The organism is Brucella sp. JSBI001 (genome assembly GCF_026014005.1).
In the GTDB taxonomy this organism is placed as follows: domain Bacteria; phylum Pseudomonadota; class Alphaproteobacteria; order Rhizobiales; family Rhizobiaceae; genus Brucella; species Brucella anthropi.
Map to the genome: position 1 here is coordinate 2,610,989 of NZ_CP110339.1, position 22,491 is coordinate 2,633,479.

Below are 22,491 nucleotides of genomic sequence, written 5' to 3' on the forward strand. Positions count from 1 at the left end.
TTACCTGGCGGTTGTCTTGAATTTATTGAGGCGCGAGACGAGCTGCAGCATGATGATGCTGAGCCACGTGATGCCGAACGAAATGATCGCCAGCGCTGACGGTTCGTAGGCGCGGTTTGCGCCGACCAGCTGCAGGTAGGGACCGAAGGCCGGACGGTTCAGAAGCGAAGCCAGCGTGAATTCACCGATGACGATGGCGAATGTGATGAAAGCACCGCTCATGACGCCGGAGATGACGTTCGGGAAAATCACCTTGAACATGATGCGGCCCCAGCCCGCGCCGAGGCTTTGGGCTGCTTCGGTCAGCGTGCGAACATCAATCGTGCGCATCGCTGTGTCGACAGCGCGATACATATAGGGCAGCGACAACGTCATATAGCCGAACATCAGGAGTAGGTCGGTCGCGCGGGTGGACGCCGTGAACGGCAGCCACGACGACGAGTTGTAGATGCGCAAGTAACCGAACACGATGACGATGGCCGGAATGACCAATGGCATCAGCGTGATGAATTCCATCACCGGGCGCAGTTGCGGCAGGCGCAGGCGCACCCAATAGGCCGTAGGCACCACCAGCAGAACACCGAAAACGATGGTCAGCAAGCCAAGCAGAATCGAATAGCCGAAGGTGGCCTGGAAGTTCGGATCGGAAAACACGACCCGATAGGCATCGAAGGAATATTCGCCGCGCCGCATACGCAGCGAGAATTCGAACGTGCCAATCAGTGGGACGAGGAAGTAGATTGCGCCGATCAGGAAGGCGATCCAGGCCCCAATCTTCTGGGCATTAATGCCTTTCTTTTTCATCGCTGCCACCTTTCGGCGCGCATGCGCAACCAAATATAGATGAGGTTCGAAACACCCGTAATGACGATCATGCCAAGTGCCAGCGCGTAGCCGAGGTTCTGGTTATGCAGAACGTCGCCGCGGATCTGGGCATAGAGCAGGATCGGCACGATATTGAGCGAGGAGCCCGTCAGAGCGTAGGCGGTTGCGATTGCGCCGAAGGCATTGGCGAACAGCAGAAGCGTCGTGCCGAGCAGGCTCGGCCACAGGATCGGGAAGGCCACCATGCGCCAGTATTGCGCGGTGGTTGCACCCAGAATGGATGAGGCTTCCCGCCATTCCTTTTTCAGACCGTCGAGCGCGGGTGTCAGGATCAGCACCATCAGCGGTATTTGGAAGAACAGATAGGTCAGCGTCAGACCGAAAAAGGAGAGCAGGTTGAAACCTGTCGAATAGAGATTGAAACCGAACCACTCCCTGAGCAGGATCGTCACGAAGCCGGTTCGCCCCAGTGTCGCCAGAAAGGCGAAGGCAAGCGGCACGCCTGCAAAGTTCGATGCTACGCCTGAAAAGGTTAGTACCGTCGGACGCAGCCACGAAGGCAGGTTGCCGAGAACGACTGCCCAGGCCAGAAAGAAGCCGATGATCGCGCCGCCAATGGCCGATGCGAGACTGACCTTGATCGATACCCAGTAGGCGCTCATGATTTGCGGCTGGAACAGATCGTGGATGTTCTGGAGCGTGAAGTTTCCGGCCGGGTCCTGAAATGCACCGATGATGAGATACATCGTCGGCCAGATCAGGAACAAAATGGCGAAGATGAAAAACGGTGTCACGCCAAGCCATGACAACGGAAGTCGGCGCTTGCGCACTCCGCTGGGGGCTGATGTTTCGGCTATTGAACTCATACGTTCTTTCTTTAGACCGGTTCCCGCCAGAACGGAACTGACAGAACCGTTCCGACTTTTGTTCTTGTTTTTTGCGATCGGCAGGCTGTCATTCGCCCCTGCCGGAAATAGCTAGCATTCTTTTTGAACTGCGCATCCTGTTTGCCAAAGAGCGTGATGCTGTTTGGAAAAGAGGACCGGCGGCTCAGATGAAAGCCGCTTTGATATCGCGCCGACTGTTGAGATACGCCGATCTGAATAAACCAGATCAATGTATCTCAACTTTTGTTCTGCACCGCGCATCTTTTCCGAAAACCGTTTCACACTTTTCGGGATGCGCTCTAAGGCCGACGCGATATGTGTTCGATGCGACAAGTGTGTAATTGGCGCTTACAGGTCCTTACTGGACGTTTGCGCCCACGACGCTGTCCCATTCCTTGGTGATCGTGGTCTGTGCGGCCTCAATCTGTTCCAGGGTCGGGAAGATAGCCTTTTCATAGGCTTCTGCCGGTGGCAGCTTGTCGAGCAGTTCCTGCGGGATCTTGCCAGCCTTCGCCATTGCATTGAAGCGGATCGGGTGGCAGTAGCCCTTCAGATAGCCGAGCTGGCCTTCATCCGAATAGATGTGTTCCATCCACAGCTTCGCAGCGTTCGGATGCGGTGCGTAGGCGCTGATTGCCTGAACATACACGCCAGCGATGACGCCCGACTTCGGAATGACGGTTTCGATTTCCGGGTTGCCCTTGAGCGTGTCGCGATCGGCGAGAGCGTTATAGTCCCAACGGACGACGATCGGGGTGGAACCCTGTGCCAGCGAGGCAGCCTTGCCGATGACCGGAACGAAGTTGCCGTTGGCATTCAGTTCCTTGTAGAATTCAAGGCCCTTCTTGCCTGCGGCTTCGCCCGGTTCACCGCCACGGGCGATACCGGCGGCATGAACGCCGAGGATGGCCTGTGCGGAAACGCGCGGATCGCCTGCAAGCGCAACAGAGTTGGCATAGTCGCTCTTGAGAAGGTCTTCCCAATCCTGCGGGATGTCCTTGACGATGTCCTTGTTCACTTCGAAGGCCAGAACGCCGTAATAATCGCCGTACCAGTAGCCTTCAGCATCCTTGGCGCTGTCCGGAATTTCGTCCCATGTTGCAACCTTGTAAGGCTGGATGAGGCCGTCCTTCTTGGCCGATGCGCCGAAGGCGAAGCCGACGTCGATGACGTCAGGAGCCTGCGGGCCCTTGTTGTCCTTGTTGGCCTTGATGGCTTCGATTTCATCGCCCGAACCGGCATCCGGGTTCAGTTCGTTGACCTTGAGGCCGTACTTGTCCTTGAAGCTCTTGATGATTTCGCCATAGCCGCACCAGTCATGCGGGAGTGCGATGGTGGTCAGTTCGCCTTCTGCCTTGGCAGCGGCGATCAGTTCGGCTGACGGTTCAGCAGCGGCGATGGAAACCCCGGCAACGGCGATTGCCGTCGAAAGCGACAGCAGACGCGCTGTGTAAGCAAGCATTGTTTGACTCCCCTGTTTAAGGTCCGGCGAACGCCCCCGGTCGATTCCGGTGCTCGCGCATTCCCGATACCCGCCCTACATGACGGTTGGATGACAGTTTATGGATTGTCACAAACTGTCAGCGGTGGAAAGTGAAACACGTTTTCAGGGACTTAGCAATTCATCCGTTAGCGGGAGCAGCATTTTTATGACAGGAAATGTGACAGCAAATTCACCGCTGTCACAATTCTGCGAGAGGCTTTTCCCTGCGCGACAAGGGTTTGTCCCAGCGCGGCATCAATGTCGGATATCGGGGATAAACGAAAACTTCCGAAAGTTGAATGAACCCTTGCGGGTTTCGTATGAAGTTGTGAGGTGGAAGGTTTAATGCCCTCCACCACCACCGGCGACCTGCTTCGGTTTGCGCAGCATAACGGCGCAGACAGCAAGGGAGCAGAACATCATCGTGAGAATGAAGAACACATCGATGAAGGAGAGCAGGGTAGCCTGCTGGCGCACAATGCCGGAAAGCTTGGCAATGGCGATTGTTGCGCCGTCCATGCCAGCCGCATTGTATTTGGCTGTCAGACTGGCGATCATTTTCTCCGCTTCGGCATTGCCCCAGCGAACATGCTCCGCCAGACGCTCATAGTGCATGTCACCGCGACGGGTCAGAATCGTGTTGATCACGGCAAGGCCAACAGCGCCACCCAGATTACGGGTCAGGTTGAAAAGACCGGACGCATTTTTCAGCAGGGCAGGCGGGAGCGTGCCCAGCGCCAGATTGTTGATCGGCACCATGCAAAGCATCAGTGAACAACCGCGCAGGATCTGCGGTAGCAGCAGTTCGTAGAAATCCCAGTCTGCGGTGAGGCCGGTCACCATCCATGTGCCTGCCGCAAAGCCGAGGAAGCCGATCATCATCATCAGACGCGGGTCCATGCGGTTTGACAGGAAGCCTGCCAATGGCGCGGTGAAGAACATGGCAAGGCCGCTGACGAACAGCGCTTCCCCAATCATCAGGGCATCGTAGCCGCGTATGCTGCTGAGATAGAGTGGATAAAGATAGGTAAGACCATAGAGGCCGACGCCCATCACGAACGAAAACAGTGAGCCAAAGGCAAAGTTGACGTTCTTGAAGGCGCGCAAGTCCACAATGGGTTCTTCAGCCGTGAAGGCCCGGAAGAAGAAGAGAATACCACCGATGATCATGACGCCGGTCAGAATGAAGATGGCTTCATCCTGCAGCCAGTCGTTACGCGGGCCTTCTTCAAGCACATATTCCATGGAGCCGAGGAAGGCTGCCATGCCGGCAAGACCCCACCAGTCGAACTTGCTGAGGAGCGAGCTGTCGCCTTCGTCGAAGTCGATGAGGTTCCATGCGGCGATGGTGACCAGAATGCCGGGACCGACATTGACCAGAAACAGCCAGTGCCAGGAGAAGGCGTGGCTCAGATAGCCGCCTACCGTGGGGCCGATGGTGGGCGCAAGCGTTGCCACAAGGCCAATCATCGGCGAGACGATCGAGCGCTTGGAAGGCGGGAAGATGGTGAAGGCAGCCGCGAACACGCTGGGGATCATGCCGCCGCCGATGAAGCCCTGAATGGCGCGGTAGACGATCATCTGCTCGATGTTCGTCGCTGTCGCACAGAGCATACTTGCGAGGGTAAAGCCTGCCGCCGAAAGGGTGAAGAGAACGCGCGTCGACATCAGGCGTCCGAGGAAGCCCGACAGCGGAATCATGATGACTTCGGCAATCAGGTAGGATGTCTGAACCCAGGATATTTCGTCGGAACTGGCACTCAGACCCGCCTGAATTTCAGCAAGCGATGCCGAGACGATCTGGATGTCCAGGATCGCCATGAACATGCCGAACACCATGGCCAGAAAGGCGACGGCCTTCTTCGGGTCGATGCGGTCATCCGCCGGGGCTACTGGCCCCATTGTCGTATCTGCGGCCATGACGGCGCACTCCGGAATGGAAGAGAAAGGCGGCGCGAAATCCGTTTCGCCGCGCCGCCATGTGTTACTTCAATAGGATCTGCCGATTTCGATCAGTCGGCTTTTTCGTCGGGTGCCGTGCGCGTATCGATATCAACCACGACACTCAGGCCCGCGCGAATCTTGCCGGATTCCAACGCTTCCTTCGGGATCATGATGCGAACAGGAACGCGCTGCACGATCTTGGTGAAGTTACCGGTCGCATTTTCCGGCGGCAGCAGCGAGAATACTGCACCCGAGGCCGGGGCGATGGACGCGACCTTGCCGTCGAATTTCGTGCCGTCGATTGCATCGACATAGATATGCGCGGTTTCACCGGTCCTGATCTTTGCGAGCTGCGTTTCCTTGAAGTTCGCGTCGATATAAAGCTCATTGACCGGAACAAGTGCTGCAATTTTCTGGCCCGGCGAAACGAGATCACCCTTCTTGCCAGCAAGATTACCGATCACACCGTCGAACGGCGCGCGCAGTGACGTGAAGGAAAGATCACGCGCGGCTTTATCGCGGGCGAGTTCCAGCGATTTCATCGTGCTGTCGGCTTCGCTATATTGAGCGTTGAGCACTTCGATATTGGCCTTGGCGGAAGCGATCTGCGCATCGCCGCCAGCGACCTTGGCGCGTGCCTGGTCCAGCGAGGACTGCGCCGTATCCAGATCAGCCTGCGCGACGAAACGCGTTTCGTGCAGCTTCTGCACGCGTGCAATCGTGTTTTGCGCATTGGTCAGGACTGCTGTTGCGGCCTGCTTGTCGGCATTGGCCTGCAAAAGAACAGCCTGCGCGGCATCGGTCTCCGCCTTGATGCGGATGAGCGTCTGCTTCTGGGTTGCGAGCTTGGCTTCCGCTTCGTCAAGCGCGATCTGGTAATCACCAGCATCAAGCTGGAAGATGACGTCGCCAGCCTGGACCTGCTGGTTCGCGACCACCGGGATGTTTTCGATATAGCCCGTAACCTTCGGCGCGATGGACGCAATATCGCCCTGCACATAAGCGTCGTCGGTTGAAACCATGAAACGTCCGACTGTCCACCAGTCATAGGCAAACCAGAGGCCTCCGGCGACCGCGACCGTCAGAATGCCGGGAAGAAGGACACGTTTACCGAAGCCCTTTTTCTTTGCAGGTTCTTTGGCAGTTTCCTTTGGGGCGGCTTCCTGCGGGGTCGGTACGGTATGGGGCTGCGATCTCTCGTTCAGAGGCGCCTCACTTGTCGCTGGCTGGGTTGCCGAGGCGAAGTTCTTGGCGTTGGGGAACGGATGAATATCGGCCTTATCAACGGACTTCGGGGCGGACATAGGGGAAACTTTCTGCACATCCTTCGGATTGAACCGTTCGGTTCGATGTTGACATAGATCAATAAGATGCGCATATCAAGAGGATATCGAACCGCTTGGTTCGAAAAAAGTTAAGAGTCTCGAAGAATGAAGCCTGATCGCAACACCAAAGGAACACCGGATACGATGATGCATGACCGGAACCGGCATGATGAAAAAGGTGTCGGCCGACCCGGAAACAGCAAATCGTCCTGCTCCGAAACGGAATGCGGTCGCACGCGGCTCGGCGCCGGTCAGGACCCTGCAAAACGCCGCCAAATCCTTGAAGGCGCCCAGGATGTGTTCCTGCGTATGGGGTTTGACGCAGCCAGCATGAATGACATCACGCGCGAGGCTGGTGTGTCGAAGGGAACGATCTACGTTTACTTCAACAGCAAGGAAGATCTGTTCGTCGCACTATGCGAGCATTACCGCGATACAATGTTTCGTGAACTGATCGAAAAACTCGACAAGGGTTTTAATTCGCGCCAGCAGTTGACCGACTTCGGCGTGGCGCTGGTCACGCTGATAACCTCGCCGACGGCAGTGCGCGCGCAGCGCATTGTTCTGGGTGTCAGCGAGCGCAAGCCCGAGCTTGCAGCCCGCTTCTACGAGCGCGGACCGAAGCGCAGCCTCGTTCTCATGGCCGAGTATCTCGATGATATGATTAAGAATGGCGAACTGGAGCCTTTCGATCCCGAGAAAATGGCCTATCAGCTCTCTGATTTGTTCCTGTCTGGCCTCTATCGGCCTCGCCTGTTTGGCGTTTTGCCGGAACCGCCATCGGCGGAAACGATTCGTAAAAACGTTGAGCTCGCCATCGACTTTTTCTACCGTGCCTATGGCACGGAGCAGCGAAGTGTTCAAAAAGAGAACAGTTGATTTTTACAAATCGATTTAGAAAATTTTATTTTTGGCTCAATCTATAAATTTTGCTTGAGGGCCATAATTTACGCACTGTTCTTGTGTGTAAAGGATTGCAATCCATTAATTGCGGGTTGCCAGAGACTACATTTTTTATGTCACTTATAAACGATTGAAAAGTTCTAGGGACACGATTCGCTGATATTTCAGAGGCGGTAACAAAGTAACCCTCGGACTTGCGTACCAAGGATATTGTAAAAATGACACTCGATCTCATTCATTTTCCGAATTTCAAAAAGACCTTCTTTGGAACGGCCTTCCAAAGCGACACCCTTGCTCTCCTGACGCGAATTCGCGATGAGATCGGTTGCCGCCACATCATGCATACCTATCGTGGGCGCATGGGTGACTGCACGAAAACCACTTCTTCCGATCTGACAGTCGTGATGACCGTGCCGACCTCCTGGACTGCGCGTTATTCCACCAAGAATTATTTCGTCATCGATCCGATCTTTCAGGAAGACGCGCCTTATTTCCAGAATGATGCCAGCGGTATCGTTCGCGATCTTCAGGAAGATGCCAATGAGTGCCCGTCCGTCGCTGAACTGCTGCAGGATGCGGAAAAGCACGGACTGGGCAACATCTTCGTCGCCGTGTCAGCCCGGAGCCAGAAAGGTGCTGTGGGATGCACCTTGTTCATGTTCGAGATGAGCCCCGACGAAGATCGCGAACAATTTGTGGCCAAGCTTCGTCCGCGCCTGCTGAGCCTGTCCGGGATCATTCATTCAGCCCTGTGCGGCTGCAAGGATGTTGCGACGGTCGCAAGCCTTCTCACCCCGCGTGAAGTCGACTGCCTGCGTTGGGCCGCGAACGGCAAGACGGATGGAGAGATTGCGGAAATCCTGAGTATCGCGCGCTGGACCGTCGTTACCTATCTCCAGAATGCGAAGATCAAACTCAACTGTTCCAACCGCACGTCGGCTGTCGCGACAGCGCTGTCGCTCGGCATCATCGAAATGCCGGAAGTTCACCATCTGGTGTAGTTCAGCCGCAGTATAAAGACCTGATTATAACGACACCGGATGCTGAGACATCCGGTGTTTGTTTATTCTTCTCGCCACATCTGCCTCGCGCAAAACCGCTTCGCACTTTTGCTGGAAATGCTTCAGGCTCGTTTTCTGAGCGGCAGACGGGCGGCGTCGAATGCGTTGGCAAGCCTCGCCGTATTTTTGGCCGGGTCTTCATCCGCATCTTCGAAGGCGATATGGTTCAGCTCTACTCCGGCAGTCTTGTCGGTCAGCGTCAGGCGGAAATAGGCATAGACGCCCTGATTGCGGAATTCCATGTCGAGCACGATGGCTGGAGCCGACTGCCAGTCGCAGAGATATTCGCCGCCATGGCCGAGTTCCAGCGTGCCGGGAAAGAAATAAAGCTCGGTAGCGGAACTGACGATATCGGCGATATTGGCAAAAAGCTCGCAGCGTATGAAAGCAATGTAATCCGCCGGATCGACCAGACGAAGATCGGTTGCGACCTCAACCAGGTTCTGGGCAATAATCGCCTCGCGCTCGTTCGAGAATTGCAGGCTCTTCATGGTTTCACCGCCGATCTGGGGGAACAGGCTGTCACTGTTCTGAAATATATAAAAATCATGGCTATTCATCAATGTATCGCGTGCCGTGCATTGATCACCCGGATAAGCTCGGCAACAGCCTTGTAGAATTCGGGCGCGATCATCTGGTCGACATTGACCTGTTTATAGAGCGCGCGCGCCAGCGGAACGTCCTCGAATATCGGGATGGAATGCTGCGCTGCAATCTCTCTTATTTTCAGTGCTATGAGATCCTGTCCCTTTGCTACAACGATCGGGGCTGCATCCTGATCGGGCTTGTAGCGCAGTGCTACGGAAAAATGAGTCGGATTTGCGACGATCAGCGTTGCCGTCGGAACGGTGTTGATCATGCGGCGGCGCGCACGGTCGCGGCCAAGCGAACGCAGGCGCGATTTGACCAGCGGGTCGCCTTCCGACTGCTTCAGTTCGTCTTTGACTTCCTGTCGCGTCATGCGCAGTTCCTGCCGCCAGTGAATGCGTGACCAGGCAAGGTCGAATGCCGCAATTGCGGTAATGGCCAGAACATTGGCGACGAGCAGGCGCACCATGTTCTCACGCAGAAATTCCGGCAAGGCGCTCGGGTCGGAAGCGACTGCGTCTGTGAAAAGACTGTTGCCGTTGAAGAAGACGACAAAGACGATGACACTTGCCGCCAGAAATTTCGCCAGCGATTTGAGGAATTCCACCTGACCGGCGCGCCCGAAAATCCGCTGCCAGCCTTTAAGCGGAGATATGCGGGATGCCTGCGGGCGGATGCGTTCGCCAACGAAGCGCGGCGCATTCTGGAATGCGGAGGCTGCAATACCGGCAAGCGGAATGATGATGAACACCGGCACCAGGGCTGCACCGACTGCCAGCGCCAGCACGCCGAACAGGCGGCTTGCATCTTCGGCGCTGTTGAGGAGCCAGTCCTCGGGGCGGTCGATTAGTTCGCGCAGGAAGACGGCGAGCTTCGTGGTGGCAGGCCCTGCGACAAAGACCGCGATAATCAGAAAGGAAGCGATACCGGCGAGGATCGGCGTTTCGCGGGAGAAGGGCATATTGCCCTTTTCCAAGGCGTCGCGGATCTTCTGCTCGGTGGCTTCTTCTGTTTTGCTTTCCTTGTCAGCATCATCTGCCATGGGTCACACAGGATCAGGACGAAGCTTCGTTTGCGTCGAGGGTGATGATACCGCGCTCGGAAAGATCGATGGCGATACGGGCTATCGTGCGGCGCGCATCGGCAATGTTCTGCGCGGTTATGTTGCCCTGCTCGGCGCCAAGCTCGGTTTCCACCATGCGGCGACCACGGGTCGAGAGCGACGAGAGAACGAGTTCCTGAAGCCTTGTGTCTGCTCCACGAAGTGCGGTTGCGATCTGTTCCGTCTGCACTTCATCGAAGAGCAGCAGGCGCGCGCGCTGCGACAGGCGCTCGATGTCTTCGAAGGTGAAGAGCTTGGCCTTGATGCGGTTGAGATCGTCGCGGTTGAGATCTTCCAGGCTCGCCATCAGTTCTTCCATCTCGCTTCTGTCGAGCTGATTGAAGATGTTGGCGATCTGGCCGTGATGCGCTTTGACCGGACCGGAATCGCTGCGACCGAGAAGATCGCGCCGCAGCACGTCTTCGAGAAGTTCCGCAGCCGCCGGTGCCACATTGCCAATATGAAGCGAGCGCTGCACGACGGCATTGCGCAGCTGAGGCGGCAGGACGACGAACAGCCGGGCTGCGAGGTCGGATGGCAGCTTCGACACGATATAGGCGATGATCTGCGGATGCTGGTCGGTCAGATAGGCCTGCAGGTTATCAACCGGCAGGCGCCCAAGCTGCACCCAGACCGATTCCTGAACGAGCTGCGGCTGAACGCGGTCTTCCAGAACTGCATCGACTTCTTCCTGCGGCAGAGCTTCCCGCAAGAGACCTTCGAACCGTTGGGCGGCTTCTGAAACTGGCGCGCCTTCGGCAAAGGAATCCTCGAACTGCTTGACCAGCTGTTCGAAGTCGAGCGGAGAAATCGGTTCCAGCGTACGGGCATGACCGGCAAGCTTGCGCAGGTCCTCGGCATTGAAATGCTTCAGAAGACGTGAGGCAGCGGGGCGTCCGATGGCAACGAGGATCGCTGCCGCCTTTTGCGGGCCGGTCAGCGTATCGACGAGGCCGGTAGCGCCGCCTTCAAGGTCTTCCGCGAGGGCTTGCTGTTCATTGTCGGCCATGGTCACGTCCGTTACTTGCCGATGATTTCGGTGAGGCTGACACCGAAGCGCGAGGAATCGTCTTCAAGGACGATCACTTCGCCACGGGCGATGACGCGGCCATTGACCACGATATCGACCGGATCGCCGATCTGCTTGTCGAGGGTGATGACCGCACCGCGCCCAAGCTTCATCAGATTGGCAACTGGCATGGTCGTGCCGCCAAGAACAACCTGAACATCGACAGGGATGCCCATGATCAGTTCGAGATTGGGTTTGGATGCGCCCTTCTGCGTGCCGCGCGGCTTTTCCTCGCGCAGTTCCTCAATGGCTTCGTCCAGTTCCTGCTGCATGTTCTTGTCCTTGTTGTCAGCGCTCATGCCTGCCCCGCAAGTTCGACGGTAGCTTTACGAACCGCGCGACGCACGAAAACCGGCAGCGCGTTCTTTTCCTTCGGGAGCGATTGTTCGGTGGCAGTGGCGATCTTGTCTTCAGTGCGCGGCGAGCTGTCAGCGACGTTGCGCGCATGGCGGATGTCGCGGGTCAGGGCCTTGCGCAGCCTGTTCAGTTCTTCGATGGCTTCTTCCATTTCGCGGCGCACGCGCTGCGTTTCGGCAAGACGGGCTTCGAGCTTGTTGTTTTCGTCCGTCAGGTCGGTGCGTTCGCTCTGGATCGCCTTGACGGCGCGCTCCAAACCGTTGGAGGCGGCTGCAACGCGCAGCGCCAGCAGCTTGCCAAGCTTGATCGTCTCGTTGGCTTTGCGGCCAACCACGATGAGCGCAGCAAGCGAGGCAAGAGCCATCAATGTGGAAAGCACGTTAGCCAGCAACAAGCTCATCGATGAAATCCTCTTCCTGATTGACCGGGTCGCCGACCTTGACTGTGAAATGAATGCCCGATTTGCCGAGCGTGCACTTGAAAAGCTGCTGATCGCCGGCGCGCAGGCGCACTTGCTCCATGGCATCGACAGGCAGTTTGAGAACCTGACCGATTTCGAGCATCGACAAAGCGTCCAGCGTCATCGACCCCTGCTGGATGAAAGCTTCGAGTTCGATGCGGGCACGGCTGACTTCCTGCCGCATCTTCTTCGCCCAGCTCGGATCGGTCTGGTTCATCGGACGGCGCAAAAAGGCTGCCACGGCATCCTGCATCGGCTTGTGCGTGCTGCGCGGCAGCAGCAGATGAACCTGCCCGGTTTTGCCTGCGGCAGTAACATCGATGCGGCAGGCGAAAAGGCGCGAGCGCTCGAAATTCTCACGGTCGAATTCGGCTGTGTCGGTGCATTCACCGGCGGTAAAAAGCGCCTGTCCGTTTGCGGCAAAAACCTGATCGAGAGAACTGGCGAGATGACCGGCAAGAAGAGTGGAAATCTTCTGTTCCAGCATGCCGAAAGGCCGGTCCTCATCGACAGAGCCGACATGGCCCTGTGCGCCATACATGGCTTCGATCACGGAGAAAACGAGCGTCGCATCGGCGGTGAGATAAAGTGTGCTGCCCCAACGCTCGGCCTTCAAAGGTGCGATGATCGCAGCCTTGTCGAGAATATCGGCAAAGGCAGCATCGTCAGTGCTTTCCACCTGGCCTGCTTCAACGTCGAATGCGGCAGCGCAACCATGTTTCAGCCGGTCACAGAAATGGGTCGAGGCATCCTTGAACACATGGGCAAGCGATTTCAGGTCGTCGCCTGAAAGACCCGCGGCACGCAGCAGGTTCTCGGCCAGAACATCGCTTTTGCGGTTTTGCCCCAACGTAGTCATCTTACGCTGCCTGCTGGGTCGGCGCGCTCGCCATGGTTTCCTGCTCGACCACATCGATGGTCGGGCGATCATAGGCGGAGATGGTCTTGCGGCCATACTCCACGGCGATCTGCGGCAGGGAGCCGTTCATATAGGCGAGAAGCGTCTGCTTCACGACGATGTAGAGGCGATTGTTCTTTTCGCGGGTCGATTTGATCTTGGCTGCGATCGGGCCGACCACGCCGTAAGAGAAGAAGATGCCGGCAAAGGTGCCGACAAGGGCGGCACCGATCAGATGGCCCAGCACTTCCGGCGACTGGTCCAGCGCGCCCATGGCTTTGATGACGCCGAGAACAGCGGCAACGATGCCGAGTGCCGGAAGGGCTTCGGAAATGCTGACCATGGCGTGGTAGGGCTTGAGCTTGTCGCGGGCGATGGTGTGGATTTCCTCGTCCATCAGCGCCTCGATTTCATGCGAGCGCACATTGCCCACGATGATGAGGCGGCAATAGTCGCAGATGAAATGGGTAAGGTCTTCTTTCTTCAATACGCTCGGATAGGCCTGAAAAATCGACGATTCCTTCGGGTTGTCGATATGCACTTCCACTTCGTTGCGCGACTTGGCGCGCAGCTCGCGCATCAGGCTGTAGAGCACGCCCAGAACGTCGAGATAGTCGCGCTGCTTTGGAACGGCATTGCTGAATGCTTCCATGCAGGCGCGGCCCGTGTCTTTCACGAGTGAAAAAGGGTTGGCGATGAAGAAGGTCCCGAGCGCGGCACCCAGAATGATGACGAATTCCCAGGGCTGGATGAGCACGCTGACATGTCCGCCCATGGCGATAAAGCCGCCCAGCATACAGCCCAGTGTGATGACAAGACCGACAATAATGCCCAAAGCTCGAGACTCCCGCGTACAAGTTCGTTCATTGCACCTTATGGATCGCGGCTTGCGCGAAGCTTGCCAACTGGCGCGGGCGGAAGCCAGCTTCGGACAAGCTTGGTCTTTCATAAAGGATTGAAATACCGGAAGGGGGTCATGCGCATGGTCGATACGATGACAAGCTATCGCCTGATCGCGGCGGATATGGCGCGGTCGTTGCAGCGTGTTTCGAAGGAACCGATGGTGGAGCGGGAAACCGCCTACTACAAGGAAAATATCGGCAAGGTGAAATCCATCGATGATTTCATGGCCGATAGCCGCCTTTATAATTACGCGATGAAGGCGTTCGGTCTGGAAGACATGGCCTTCGCCAAGGCGTTTGTCCGCAAGATATTGACTGAGGGCGTCACGAGCGATGATGCCATGGCGAACAAGCTGACCGACAAGCGCTACAAGGAATTTGCGACCGTCTTCGATTTTGCAGGCAAGGGCGCGGAGGCCACGCAGAGCACGGCTGCCCAACAAGGTGTCGTGGATAAATATCTTCGCCAGACACTGGAAACGGAAGCCGGAAGCCAGAACGAAGGCGTGCGGCTGGCACTCTATTTCGCACGTAAGGCGCCGACGATCACCAATGCCTATGAAATCCTTGGCGACAGGGCGCTGGTGTCGATGATCCAGACGACCTTCGGCTGGCCATCCAGCATATCCAACGCTGATATCGACAAGCAGGCGAAGATGATCGAGGACAAGATCGACTTCACCAAGATGTCCGATCCCGATTACGTGTCGAAGCTCATTTCGCGCTTCACCGCCATGTATGAGATGAACAATCCAACGGCGAGCAGCCCGGCGTCGATTGCGTCCCTGCTTCTGGGCGGAACGTCTTCCGTCGGCATTTCGATGGATATTCTCAGCACCTTGCAGAACTTCAAGCCGGGCGGGCGTTAGGCGATGCAGAATAATTCCATTTATGTCGGGCTTTCGTCGCTCATCACGCTGGAACGGCGGATGGATGCCATTGCCCACAATGTCGCCAATGTCTCAACGGTCGGTTTCCGGGGCGAGGGCACCAAGTTCGATACCATCGTTTCGAACAAGGCCAGCGACGATGTGAGTTTCGCCACGGCGGGCAAGAGCTTTATCCGTACCGAAGCAGGTCCGATGATCAAGACCGACAATCCGCTGGACGTTGCAGTCAAGGGCGATGTCTGGATGTCGGTCTCGACACCGCAGGGGCAGATTTATACGCGTGACGGGCGCATGAACATGCTGCCGACGGGCGATCTCGTTTCCATCACCGGCCATCCGGTTCTCGATGTCGGCGGTGCCCCCATCGTACTCAATCCCGGCGGCGGCGCACCGAAGATTTCAAGCGACGGCGCAATCTACCAGAGCGGAGCACAGATCGGTGCTATCGGTCTTTACACCATTCCGGCGGATGCGGACCTGACCTATGCAGGCACATCCGGTGTGATCCCGAACAAGCCTGCCCAGCCGGTGGCCGACGACAACAGTGTGGGCGTCGTGCAGGGCATGATCGAAGGATCGAATGTTGATGCCATGACGGAGATGACGCGCCTCATCAGCGTCAGCCGTGCGTTTGAGCAGGTCAACAATCTGCTGTCGCAGCAGGAAAGTACTGTCTCTGAAGCCATCAAGACCCTGGGTTCCAGAAACGGATGACGCCTGATCTGCCGCTCTCCCGTCTGGCCGCTTTTGCCCGTCAGCAATCGGTGGCGCCAAAACCGCTCACCGGTATCGGCGGAACGGTGAGCGACGTGTCACGCTCGGCGATTGCCGTGCGCGGGCTTTCGCGTGATGCGCATTTGGGCGATGCGGTGGCGATCCACGCGCAAGGCGGCCAGAGCCTTGCCGAAATCATCCGGGTGGCTGACACGCAGGTGCTGGTGAAGCCCTTCGATGACCGCATCATTCCCTCGCTTGGCGCTGCGGTTTTCGAGGAAGGGCCGATGCGCATCCGCCCGGCACCCGAATGGCGTGGACGTGTCATCAATGCGCTGGGCGAGGCGGTTGACGGGAAGGGTGCGTTGCAGCCCGGCACCCGGCCAATGGCATCAGAGAGCCTTGCACCGGCTGCCTTGCGCCGCGGGCGGGTGGATCGCGGCTTGCGTACAGGCGTCAATGTCATCGACATTTTCACGCCGCTTTGCTTCGGCCAGCGTATCGGCATCTTTGCAGGCTCTGGTGTCGGCAAGTCGACGCTGCTTGCGATGATGACGCGTGCGGCGGATTTCGACACGGTGGTGCTGGCTTTGACCGGCGAGCGCGGACGCGAAGTGCGCGAGATGCTGGAAGAGACCATGGCAGGTCACCTGGACAAAACGATAACCGTGGTTGCAACGGGCGATGAAAGCCCGATGATGCGTCGCCTCGCGCCCAATACGGCGACGGCCATCGCCGAATATTTTCGCGATCTCGGCCAGAATGTCTTGCTGATCGTCGACTCCGTCACGCGCTTTGCCCATGCAGCGCGTGAAGTGGCGATTGCCGCTGAGGAACCGCCGGTTTCGCGTGGCTATCCGCCAAGCGTCTTCAGCCAATTGCCACGTCTTCTGGAGCGCGCAGGGCCCGGTATCACGGAAGCGGGCGGCAGCATCACCGGCATCTATTCGGTACTGGTCGACGGCGACGATCACAATGATCCGGTTTCCGACACGATCCGCGGCACGCTGGACGGCCACATCGTGCTTGACCGGGCGATTGCAGCGCAGGGACGCTTTCCGGCGGTCGATATTCCGGGCTCGGTTTCGCGCCTTGCAAAGCACAATTGGACACCGGAACAACGCAAGCTGGTCAGCCAATTGCGGGGCATGGTTGCCCGTTTTGAGGAAACGCGTGACCTGCGTGCCATCGGGGCGTACCAGAAAGGCCATGACGGCCTTCTGGACCAGGCGGTCGATCTTGTGCCGCGCATTTACGACGCCTTGCAGCAATCGCCGGAAACCGGCCTATCGGACGATCCCTATAACGACCTTGCCGCAGCACTGCGCGGCGACAGACAGGCGCAACACGCATGATGACGGGCTTTCGCAAGACAAAGGAAGAGAAACTCCTTGCAGATCTGACGGCGGAGGTCGAGGCCGCTGCACGACAGGAAGGCATGAAGAAGCCGCAGAGCAAGGTGGATCGCTACCTCAAGATCGCGGCCATCACGCTCGCCGCCGGAAGTGCGATGCTGCCTTTCGTCACCTATCTTCAGCGCGTCGATCTGGGTTCGCCCGAGAAGGCCGAGCGCAAGATCATCGATCCGCTAGACCGTTCGGAACAGAAAACGGTGCGTCGTTTTCCGTCCTTCCGACCATCCGAGCAGGTTGCGCCGAATGCCGATGTGGACAACACGATGACAGGCTCGGTCATGTCGAACGGCAAGGGGCTTCCGGGCACCGGCATGGGCAATGGCGGCGATGGAAGCGGGGACGGGCAGGCTTTCCCGAAGCCGGTTTTTGCACTGCGCGAAGTCGTTGGCGGCATGGCGATGATCGAGGATACGTCCGGCTACTGGTTCGTCGAAAAAGGCTCGTTGCTGCCCGATGGCAGTCACCTCGTTTCAATCGGTCGCGGTGCAGGCACCTGGCAGCTCACGACATCGTCGGGCGATGTGATTGAGATGCGGAGGTGAGGGGGAAGGCAATAAGGCCCTCCTGCCCTATCCTCCCGCAAGCTTGACGCAAGTTCCGGCCTTTAAGTTAATCAACTGTAAAGGCGGGAAACTCCATGAGCTCCATTCATCTTTTCGATCTGGCTGCAAGGCAGGCGCAGTGGTTGTCGGTGAGACAAGCCACTGTTGCGGGCAATGTCGCTAATGCGAACACGCCGGATTTCCGGGCGCGGGACGTGCAGCCTTTCGCGGATGTGCTGGACAAGACTCAGCTTACCATGGCTGCCACCAGCCCTCTGCATCTGGAATCCGGGGCCGACGGGATCGCCGGTGCGCGCCTGCGGCCGGACGACATCACCGAGCAGACCCATTCCGGCAATACGGTCGATGTCGAACAGGAAATGATGAAGGCCGGTGAGATCGCCCGCGAATATTCGCTCAACACAAGCATCGTCAAAGCGTTCCATCGCATGATGCTTTCGGTCGCGAAGGGGTAGTTATGTCTTCCGATGCCTTGCAAAGCACATTGAAGATCGCAGCGTCGGGCCTTTCGGCCCAATCGACGCGTCTGCGCATCGTTTCCGAAAACATCGCCAATGCGCAGTCCACCGCCGAGACTGCCGACGCCGATCCCTATCGCCGCAAGACGGTGTCCTTCCGTACCGAGCTGGAACAGGGCACAGGAGCCGCCGAAGTTCGCATTGCCGAAGTCGGCAAGGACACATCGCCCTTTATCGAGCAATACGAGCCGAGCCATCCCGCAGCGGATGAGCGCGGCTATGTCCGTTACCCCAATGTCAACATGGTCGTCGAAATGGCGGACATGCGCGAAGCCAATCGTACCTATGAAGCCAATTTGCAGGTTGTGAAACAAGCCCGTGAGCTGATCTCCATGACCATCGATCTCTTGAGGAGCACATAATGTACGACTCGATCATGAGCATTTCGGCGCGCAATGCCCTGTCGCGCCTCTCGGAAACCGTAGCCGAAAAGGGCGTGGGTTCCACTTCCGCGCCGCAGGCTGTTCCGGCAGCTCCGGGTGCCTCGTTCGGCGAAGTCCTGTCGCAGATGACGGATTCCGTCGGCCAGAAGCTGCAGACGGCTGAAGCGACGTCCATTCAGGGCATCAAGGGCGATGCGCCGGTGCGCGATGTGGTCAGCTCCGTCATGGAAGCCGAACAGTCGCTTCAGACGGCCATCGCGATCCGCGACAAGATCGTGCAGGCCTATCTCGAAATCAGCCGTATGCCCATCTGATTTGCGGTAGCCAAGGATAAATAAGCCATGAAAGCCCTGACGATCGCCGCCACCGGCATGAACGCCCAGCAGCTCAATCTGGAAGTGATTGCCAACAACATCGCCAATATCAACACAACGGGCTTCAAGCGCGCGCGTGCGGAATTTTCCGATCTTCTTTATCAGTCCGAGCGCACGGCAGGCGTGCCCAATCAGGCTAACCAGTCCATCGTGCCGGAAGGCGCTCTGGTTGGCCTTGGCGTGCAGACGGCAGCGGTGCGCAATCTCCATATGCAGGGCAGTTTCAACCAGACCGGCAATCCATTCGATCTGGCTTTGACCGGCAAGGGCTGGTTTCAGATTCAGAGCCCGACCGGCGAGACGCTTTATGCGCGCGCTGGCGCGTTCAACAAGAATGCCGATGGCCAGCTTGTGACGCTCGATGGCAATCCTGTCGAACCGGCGATCACCATTCCGCCAGACGCCGTTGAAGTGACGGTCACCGATACGGGACAGGTTTTCGCCAAGCTGCAGGATCAGGTCAATCAGGTCGATCTCGGCCAGCTGACCCTCGCTAACTTCACCAATGAAGCGGGTCTGGAGCCGCTCGGCGGCAATCTCTATCGCGAGACGGAAGCATCCGGCGGTCCGCTGGTCGGCGTGCCAGGCGATCCGGGCTACGGCTCGATCAAGCAGGGCTATCTCGAAGCGTCGAATGTCGATCCGGTGAAGGAAATCACCGATCTCATCACGGCGCAGCGTGCCTATGAAATGAACTCCAAGGTTATTCAGGCTGCCGACGAAATGGCGGCAACCGTATCGAAGAACTTGCGCTGACGGTGATGGCGATGGGCTGTGTGAAGGCGATCTTTCAAAAGAAAAGGCTGGTTCTTGCCGGTGGCTTCCTGCTTGCCGCAATGGCTGGCGCAAGTGCGGCAGACCGCATCGCCTTTGTGGTGCCTTCGGCCACCGTCTATCCCGGCCAGATCGTAAGCGATACGGCATTGCTGGAGAAGCAGTTCTTCATCAACGCGCCGGCGGCGACCCAATATGTGCTGTCCCCGGATCAGGCGGCAGGCAAGGTGGCGCGCAAGACGCTGCTCCCCGGCAAGCCGATCCTCGTTTCCGCATTGGGGGAGCCGTCTCTGGTTACACGCGGTGTTCCGGCACCGCTGGTCTTTACCGCCGGTACGCTGACCATAACCGCCATGGGCACACCGCTCGAATCCGGTGCGGCTGGCGATTTCATCAAGGTTCGTAACGTCGACAGCGGCATCATCGTGTCCGGCACTGTGCTGGCCAATGGGCGCATTCAGGTGGGGATGCAGTGAGAAAGACTTGCGCCGCCCAGATTGCTACTTTGTTCGCCGTCCTGGCGCTCGTTTTCCAGCCTGTTGCAGGATTTGCGGACGAGTCGTCGAAGAATGCGCGGGAATTTGGTTCCGCAGTGGATGCCGATGCCGATTGGCTTGGCTCGGGTGGCGATCCGTCGAAAATGGCCTATGCCGAACTTGGCCGGGGAAGCGCGGTTGCGCGCCTGAAGGATATCGCCACCATTCAGGGCGTGCGTGAAAACCAGCTTGTGGGCTATGGTCTTGTCATCGGCCTCAAGGGCACCGGGGACAGCCTGCGCAATTCGCCGTTCACCGAACAGTCCATGCGCGCCATGCTGGATAATCTCGGCATCAGCGCGCCGCGCAACTCCACCCGCTCGAAAAACACGGCTGCGGTCATCGTGACAGCGAACCTGCCCGCCTTTGCCGGGGCCGGTTCGCGCATCGATGTGACGGTATCGTCGCTCGGCGATGCGACGTCGCTGCAGGGCGGCACACTGGTCATGACCCAGCTCATGGGTGCCGACAATCAGATTTATGCCGTTGCACAGGGCAACATGATCGTGTCCGGCTTCGCGGCGGAAGGTGAAGCCGCAAGCGTGACGCAGGGTGTGCCGACTTCCGGTCGCATCCCCAATGGCGCGCTGGTCGAACGCGAAGTGGCGGGTAATTTCGGCAAGGAAACCGAAATGATCGTCGAGCTGCGCGATCCTGATTTCACCACTGCCGTGCGCGCTGCCGACACGATCAATGTCTTCGCCAAGCGCCGTTACGGTCGCGGTGTCGCTATTGCGCGTGATGCCAAGACGATCCGCCTGTCGCGTCCGAAGAACGTGCCTGCCGCGCGCTTTCTTGCGGAACTTGAAGGCCTGCCGATCACGACTGACGAAGTGGCGCGTGTGGTGGTTGACGAACGGACTGGAACTGTCGTCATCGGCGAGAAGGTGCGTATCTCCAAAGTAGCGATCAGCCATGGCAGCTTGACGGTTCGTGTAACAGAAACCCCGATGGTCGTTCAGCCAGAGCCGTTCAGCGATGGTGTAACGGCTGTCGAACCGAACACTGATATCGCCGTCAACCAGCAGAACGCCAAGATTGGCATTCTGACCGGCGCAAATCTTGAAAATCTGGTGAAGGGCCTGAACCAGATCGGCGTGAAGCCGACCGGCATCATCGCAATATTGCAAGCTATCAAGACATCCGGCGCGCTTCATGCGGAACTGGTGGTGCAATGACCATGGCTCATAAAATGATCCGGTATGGTTCGGCAGTAGCGCTGCTTCTGGCTGCCTCTGCTCCGGCATTGGCGCAGCAGGCGGCGACGCCCGCTCCAGTACCGGTAGAGGCATCGGCGGCACAGCAGCTTGCTTCTTCGCCGCCGCTTGGCAACCTCGATGAAATCCGCAAGTTCTGCGGCAATATCGACGATCAGGCGGCGGACGCCCGCTATGCGCTGCAGGCCAAGCAATTGACCGAGCTGAAGGCCGATGTCGAGGAACGGATGCGTGCGCTTGAGGAAAAGCGCCGGGAATATGAAATGTGGCTGAAGCGCCGCGACGAGTTTGTCAGCAAGGCGCAGGATTCGCTGGTCGACATCATCTCGAAAATGAAGCCCGATGCAGCGGCGGCGCAGATGGCGCTGATTGGCGACGAAGCGGCGGCAGCCCTGATCCTCAAGCTCAACCCGCGCGTATCCAGTATCATCCTCAATGAAATGCCGCCGGAAAAGGCGGCCAAGCTGGCCCGCGTCATCGTCGGTTCGCAGCGCACGACGACTGCACCGCAGGCTGTGAAGGATCAGTCGGGCAGGGATCAGCGCGCTGCGGCGCAGTCCGGGAATACGGTTCAATGAAAAACAGCATGAACAAAGCAACCCTTGCAGCAGCAGTACTGGTTCTTCTGGCCGGTTGTGCCACCAAGCCGGAGGAAATCGGTCGGGCACCCGATCTGTCCCCGGTTGCGGCCCATCTTGGTATGCAGAACAATCCGCAGTTCAACGGCTATCCGACGCGTCCGAGCAAGGCGACCTATTCGCTCTGGGACCAGCGTTCGACCAATTTCTTCAAGGATCCGCGTGCGGCGACGCCGGGTGATGTCCTGACCGTCATCATTTCAATCAACGACCGCGCCAATCTCGATAACAAGACGGATCGCGAGCGTGTATCGAAGGGCATTTACGGTGCCGGTGGTTCGTTTGCCACGAGCAGCAGCACGGGTGCCGGTGCCGGCGGCGACATGGATGCTTCTCTCAACACCCATTCCGACAGCAAGTCGAAGGGTAAGGGCACCATCGAGCGCAGTGAAGATATCCGCCTGCAGGTTGCGGCCATCGTCACCGATACGCTGCCCAATGGAAACATGATCATCCGCGGGTCGCAGGAAGTGCGCGTTAACAATGAGCTGCGCGTGCTGAATGTCGCCGGTGTCGTGCGTCCGCGCGATATTTCCGGCAATAACACGATTTCCTATGACAAGATTGCCGAGGCCCGCATTTCCTATGGTGGCCGCGGACGTCTGAGCGAGATTCAGCAGCCGCCTTACGGCCAGCAGATTCTCGATCAGGTTTCTCCGTTCTAG

26 protein-coding genes are annotated in these 22,491 nt (G+C 58.0%); 14 read left to right on the top strand and 12 right to left on the bottom strand.

Features of this window, described 5'->3' with window-relative positions:
- The 5 genes from LJ361_RS12305 to LJ361_RS12325 all read right to left on the bottom strand — a co-directional run bounded on the left by LJ361_RS12305 (window position 1) and on the right by LJ361_RS12325 (window position 6,443).
- Window positions 1-804 (bottom strand): ABC transporter permease, encoded by an 804-nt coding sequence (locus LJ361_RS12305; RefSeq protein WP_264811629.1) that lies wholly within the window; start codon window positions 802-804, stop codon window positions 1-3.
- A complete protein-coding gene (locus LJ361_RS12310; protein ID WP_125301767.1) occupies window positions 801-1,691 on the bottom strand; it encodes an ABC transporter permease in 891 nt (296 codons plus the stop codon). Before LJ361_RS12310 ends, LJ361_RS12305 begins: the two co-directional genes overlap by 4 nt.
- A gap of 379 nt (window positions 1,692-2,070) precedes the next feature.
- Window positions 2,071-3,174, bottom strand: coding sequence for an ABC transporter substrate-binding protein (locus tag LJ361_RS12315; RefSeq protein ID WP_010660711.1), 1,104 nt, complete (start codon window positions 3,172-3,174; stop codon window positions 2,071-2,073).
- Window positions 3,175-3,537: 363 nt separating this feature from the next.
- Window positions 3,538-5,115, bottom strand: a complete 1,578-nt coding sequence (locus LJ361_RS12320; protein WP_010660712.1) for a DHA2 family efflux MFS transporter permease subunit — start codon at window positions 5,113-5,115, stop codon at window positions 3,538-3,540.
- Between the two features lie 92 nt (window positions 5,116-5,207).
- Window positions 5,208-6,443 (bottom strand): HlyD family secretion protein, encoded by a 1,236-nt coding sequence (locus tag LJ361_RS12325; RefSeq protein WP_264811630.1) that lies wholly within the window; start codon window positions 6,441-6,443, stop codon window positions 5,208-5,210.
- Window positions 6,444-6,569: 126 nt separating this feature from the next.
- On the opposite strand from LJ361_RS12325, the gene LJ361_RS12330 reads away from it, so the two are divergent.
- Window positions 6,570-7,343: a TetR/AcrR family transcriptional regulator gene (locus LJ361_RS12330; protein ID WP_029929827.1), complete on the top strand. Its 774-nt coding sequence runs from the start codon at window positions 6,570-6,572 to the stop codon at window positions 7,341-7,343.
- A 242-nt stretch (window positions 7,344-7,585) separates the two neighbouring features.
- Window positions 7,586-8,368 (top strand): helix-turn-helix transcriptional regulator, encoded by a 783-nt coding sequence (locus LJ361_RS12335; protein ID WP_029929828.1) that lies wholly within the window; start codon window positions 7,586-7,588, stop codon window positions 8,366-8,368.
- Between the two features lie 122 nt (window positions 8,369-8,490).
- On the opposite strand, the gene LJ361_RS12340 is transcribed toward LJ361_RS12335, so the two are convergent.
- From LJ361_RS12340 to motA, 7 genes are all read right to left on the bottom strand, one after another.
- The gene (locus LJ361_RS12340; RefSeq protein ID WP_012093524.1) at window positions 8,491-8,919 is read right to left on the bottom strand and encodes a hypothetical protein; all 429 of its coding nucleotides are present in this window, start codon (window positions 8,917-8,919) and stop codon (window positions 8,491-8,493) included.
- Window positions 8,920-8,987: 68 nt separating this feature from the next.
- Window positions 8,988-10,058 (bottom strand): flagellar biosynthesis protein FlhB, encoded by a 1,071-nt coding sequence (flhB, locus tag LJ361_RS12345; protein ID WP_010660717.1) that lies wholly within the window; start codon window positions 10,056-10,058, stop codon window positions 8,988-8,990.
- A gap of 13 nt (window positions 10,059-10,071) precedes the next feature.
- Entirely contained in the window at window positions 10,072-11,127 is a 1,056-nt protein-coding gene (locus LJ361_RS12350; RefSeq protein ID WP_264811632.1) for a flagellar motor switch protein FliG, read from the bottom strand.
- Between the two features lie 11 nt (window positions 11,128-11,138).
- Window positions 11,139-11,486, bottom strand: coding sequence for a flagellar motor switch protein FliN (gene fliN, locus LJ361_RS12355; protein WP_012093523.1), 348 nt, complete (start codon window positions 11,484-11,486; stop codon window positions 11,139-11,141).
- Window positions 11,483-11,944, bottom strand: a complete 462-nt coding sequence (locus tag LJ361_RS12360; protein WP_029929830.1) for a BAB2_0123 family type IV secretion system effector — start codon at window positions 11,942-11,944, stop codon at window positions 11,483-11,485. The genes fliN and LJ361_RS12360 overlap by 4 nt, the downstream gene beginning before the upstream one ends.
- A complete protein-coding gene (locus LJ361_RS12365) occupies window positions 11,925-12,863 on the bottom strand; it encodes a FliM/FliN family flagellar motor switch protein (RefSeq protein ID WP_258125031.1) in 939 nt (312 codons plus the stop codon). The genes LJ361_RS12360 and LJ361_RS12365 overlap by 20 nt, the downstream gene beginning before the upstream one ends.
- A gap of 1 nt (window position 12,864) precedes the next feature.
- The gene (gene motA / locus LJ361_RS12370; RefSeq protein ID WP_010660722.1) at window positions 12,865-13,737 is read right to left on the bottom strand and encodes a flagellar motor stator protein MotA; all 873 of its coding nucleotides are present in this window, start codon (window positions 13,735-13,737) and stop codon (window positions 12,865-12,867) included.
- Between the two features lie 147 nt (window positions 13,738-13,884).
- On the opposite strand from motA, the gene LJ361_RS12375 reads away from it, so the two are divergent.
- The 12 genes from LJ361_RS12375 (at window position 13,885) to flgH (ending at window position 22,491) form a co-directional block, all read left to right on the top strand.
- Window positions 13,885-14,673, top strand: a complete 789-nt coding sequence (locus tag LJ361_RS12375; protein ID WP_010660723.1) for a DUF1217 domain-containing protein — start codon at window positions 13,885-13,887, stop codon at window positions 14,671-14,673.
- A 3-nt stretch (window positions 14,674-14,676) separates the two neighbouring features.
- Window positions 14,677-15,408 carry a flagellar basal-body rod protein FlgF gene (gene flgF / locus LJ361_RS12380; protein ID WP_264811634.1) on the top strand — a complete coding sequence of 244 codons (732 nt, stop codon included), beginning with the start codon at window positions 14,677-14,679 and terminating at the stop codon, window positions 15,406-15,408.
- Window positions 15,405-16,763, top strand: coding sequence for a flagellar protein export ATPase FliI (fliI, locus tag LJ361_RS12385; RefSeq protein WP_010660725.1), 1,359 nt, complete (start codon window positions 15,405-15,407; stop codon window positions 16,761-16,763). Before flgF ends, fliI begins: the two co-directional genes overlap by 4 nt.
- A complete protein-coding gene (locus LJ361_RS12390) occupies window positions 16,760-17,365 on the top strand; it encodes a hypothetical protein (RefSeq protein ID WP_012093517.1) in 606 nt (201 codons plus the stop codon). The genes fliI and LJ361_RS12390 overlap by 4 nt, the downstream gene beginning before the upstream one ends.
- A gap of 95 nt (window positions 17,366-17,460) precedes the next feature.
- Complete coding sequence (gene flgB, locus LJ361_RS12395) at window positions 17,461-17,841, top strand: flagellar basal body rod protein FlgB (RefSeq protein WP_010660727.1); 381 nt, start codon at window positions 17,461-17,463, stop codon at window positions 17,839-17,841.
- 2 nt (window positions 17,842-17,843) lie between these two features.
- Complete coding sequence (flgC, locus tag LJ361_RS12400; RefSeq protein ID WP_264811635.1) at window positions 17,844-18,266, top strand: flagellar basal body rod protein FlgC; 423 nt, start codon at window positions 17,844-17,846, stop codon at window positions 18,264-18,266.
- Window positions 18,266-18,601: a flagellar hook-basal body complex protein FliE gene (locus tag LJ361_RS12405; protein ID WP_010660729.1), complete on the top strand. Its 336-nt coding sequence runs from the start codon at window positions 18,266-18,268 to the stop codon at window positions 18,599-18,601. The genes flgC and LJ361_RS12405 overlap by 1 nt, the downstream gene beginning before the upstream one ends.
- A 27-nt stretch (window positions 18,602-18,628) precedes the next feature.
- Window positions 18,629-19,417 carry a flagellar basal-body rod protein FlgG gene (gene flgG / locus LJ361_RS12410; protein ID WP_012093514.1) on the top strand — a complete coding sequence of 263 codons (789 nt, stop codon included), beginning with the start codon at window positions 18,629-18,631 and terminating at the stop codon, window positions 19,415-19,417.
- Window positions 19,418-19,428: 11 nt separating this feature from the next.
- The gene (gene flgA / locus LJ361_RS12415; protein ID WP_010660731.1) at window positions 19,429-19,911 is read left to right on the top strand and encodes a flagellar basal body P-ring formation chaperone FlgA; all 483 of its coding nucleotides are present in this window, start codon (window positions 19,429-19,431) and stop codon (window positions 19,909-19,911) included.
- Window positions 19,908-21,149, top strand: coding sequence for a flagellar basal body P-ring protein FlgI (locus LJ361_RS12420; protein ID WP_012093512.1), 1,242 nt, complete (start codon window positions 19,908-19,910; stop codon window positions 21,147-21,149). Before flgA ends, LJ361_RS12420 begins: the two co-directional genes overlap by 4 nt.
- Window positions 21,146-21,766: a MotE family protein gene (locus tag LJ361_RS12425; protein ID WP_010660733.1), complete on the top strand. Its 621-nt coding sequence runs from the start codon at window positions 21,146-21,148 to the stop codon at window positions 21,764-21,766. The genes LJ361_RS12420 and LJ361_RS12425 overlap by 4 nt, the downstream gene beginning before the upstream one ends.
- Complete coding sequence (flgH, locus tag LJ361_RS12430) at window positions 21,763-22,491, top strand: flagellar basal body L-ring protein FlgH (protein ID WP_264811638.1); 729 nt, start codon at window positions 21,763-21,765, stop codon at window positions 22,489-22,491. Before LJ361_RS12425 ends, flgH begins: the two co-directional genes overlap by 4 nt.

Bases quoted from the DNA above. Each gene is read 5' to 3' on its own strand.
- LJ361_RS12405 (WP_010660729.1), top strand. From the start codon at position 18,266: ATGTACGACTCGATCATGAGCATTTCGGCGCGCAATGCCCTGTCGCGC.
- LJ361_RS12365 (WP_258125031.1), bottom strand. From the start codon at position 12,863: ATGACTACGTTGGGGCAAAACCGCAAAAGCGATGTTCTGGCCGAGAAC.
- LJ361_RS12335 (WP_029929828.1), top strand. From the start codon at position 7,586: ATGACACTCGATCTCATTCATTTTCCGAATTTCAAAAAGACCTTCTTT.
- LJ361_RS12360 (WP_029929830.1), bottom strand. From the start codon at position 11,944: ATGAGCTTGTTGCTGGCTAACGTGCTTTCCACATTGATGGCTCTTGCC.
- LJ361_RS12330 (WP_029929827.1), top strand. From the start codon at position 6,570: ATGAAGCCTGATCGCAACACCAAAGGAACACCGGATACGATGATGCAT.
- LJ361_RS12325 (WP_264811630.1), bottom strand. From the start codon at position 6,443: ATGTCCGCCCCGAAGTCCGTTGATAAGGCCGATATTCATCCGTTCCCC.
- LJ361_RS12425 (WP_010660733.1), top strand. From the start codon at position 21,146: ATGACCATGGCTCATAAAATGATCCGGTATGGTTCGGCAGTAGCGCTG.
- LJ361_RS12305 (WP_264811629.1), bottom strand. From the start codon at position 804: ATGAAAAAGAAAGGCATTAATGCCCAGAAGATTGGGGCCTGGATCGCC.
- flgH (WP_264811638.1), top strand. From the start codon at position 21,763: ATGAAAAACAGCATGAACAAAGCAACCCTTGCAGCAGCAGTACTGGTT.
- LJ361_RS12315 (WP_010660711.1), bottom strand. From the start codon at position 3,174: ATGCTTGCTTACACAGCGCGTCTGCTGTCGCTTTCGACGGCAATCGCC.
- flgC (WP_264811635.1), top strand. From the start codon at position 17,844: ATGTCTTCCGATGCCTTGCAAAGCACATTGAAGATCGCAGCGTCGGGC.
- LJ361_RS12340 (WP_012093524.1), bottom strand. From the start codon at position 8,919: ATGAAGAGCCTGCAATTCTCGAACGAGCGCGAGGCGATTATTGCCCAG.
- LJ361_RS12310 (WP_125301767.1), bottom strand. From the start codon at position 1,691: ATGAGTTCAATAGCCGAAACATCAGCCCCCAGCGGAGTGCGCAAGCGC.
- fliN (WP_012093523.1), bottom strand. From the start codon at position 11,486: ATGAGCGCTGACAACAAGGACAAGAACATGCAGCAGGAACTGGACGAA.
- LJ361_RS12390 (WP_012093517.1), top strand. From the start codon at position 16,760: ATGATGACGGGCTTTCGCAAGACAAAGGAAGAGAAACTCCTTGCAGAT.
- LJ361_RS12320 (WP_010660712.1), bottom strand. From the start codon at position 5,115: ATGGCCGCAGATACGACAATGGGGCCAGTAGCCCCGGCGGATGACCGC.
- flgB (WP_010660727.1), top strand. From the start codon at position 17,461: ATGAGCTCCATTCATCTTTTCGATCTGGCTGCAAGGCAGGCGCAGTGG.
- LJ361_RS12375 (WP_010660723.1), top strand. From the start codon at position 13,885: ATGGTCGATACGATGACAAGCTATCGCCTGATCGCGGCGGATATGGCG.
- flgA (WP_010660731.1), top strand. From the start codon at position 19,429: ATGGGCTGTGTGAAGGCGATCTTTCAAAAGAAAAGGCTGGTTCTTGCC.
- LJ361_RS12350 (WP_264811632.1), bottom strand. From the start codon at position 11,127: ATGGCCGACAATGAACAGCAAGCCCTCGCGGAAGACCTTGAAGGCGGC.
- flgG (WP_012093514.1), top strand. From the start codon at position 18,629: ATGAAAGCCCTGACGATCGCCGCCACCGGCATGAACGCCCAGCAGCTC.
- fliI (WP_010660725.1), top strand. From the start codon at position 15,405: ATGACGCCTGATCTGCCGCTCTCCCGTCTGGCCGCTTTTGCCCGTCAG.
- flhB (WP_010660717.1), bottom strand. From the start codon at position 10,058: ATGGCAGATGATGCTGACAAGGAAAGCAAAACAGAAGAAGCCACCGAG.
- flgF (WP_264811634.1), top strand. From the start codon at position 14,677: ATGCAGAATAATTCCATTTATGTCGGGCTTTCGTCGCTCATCACGCTG.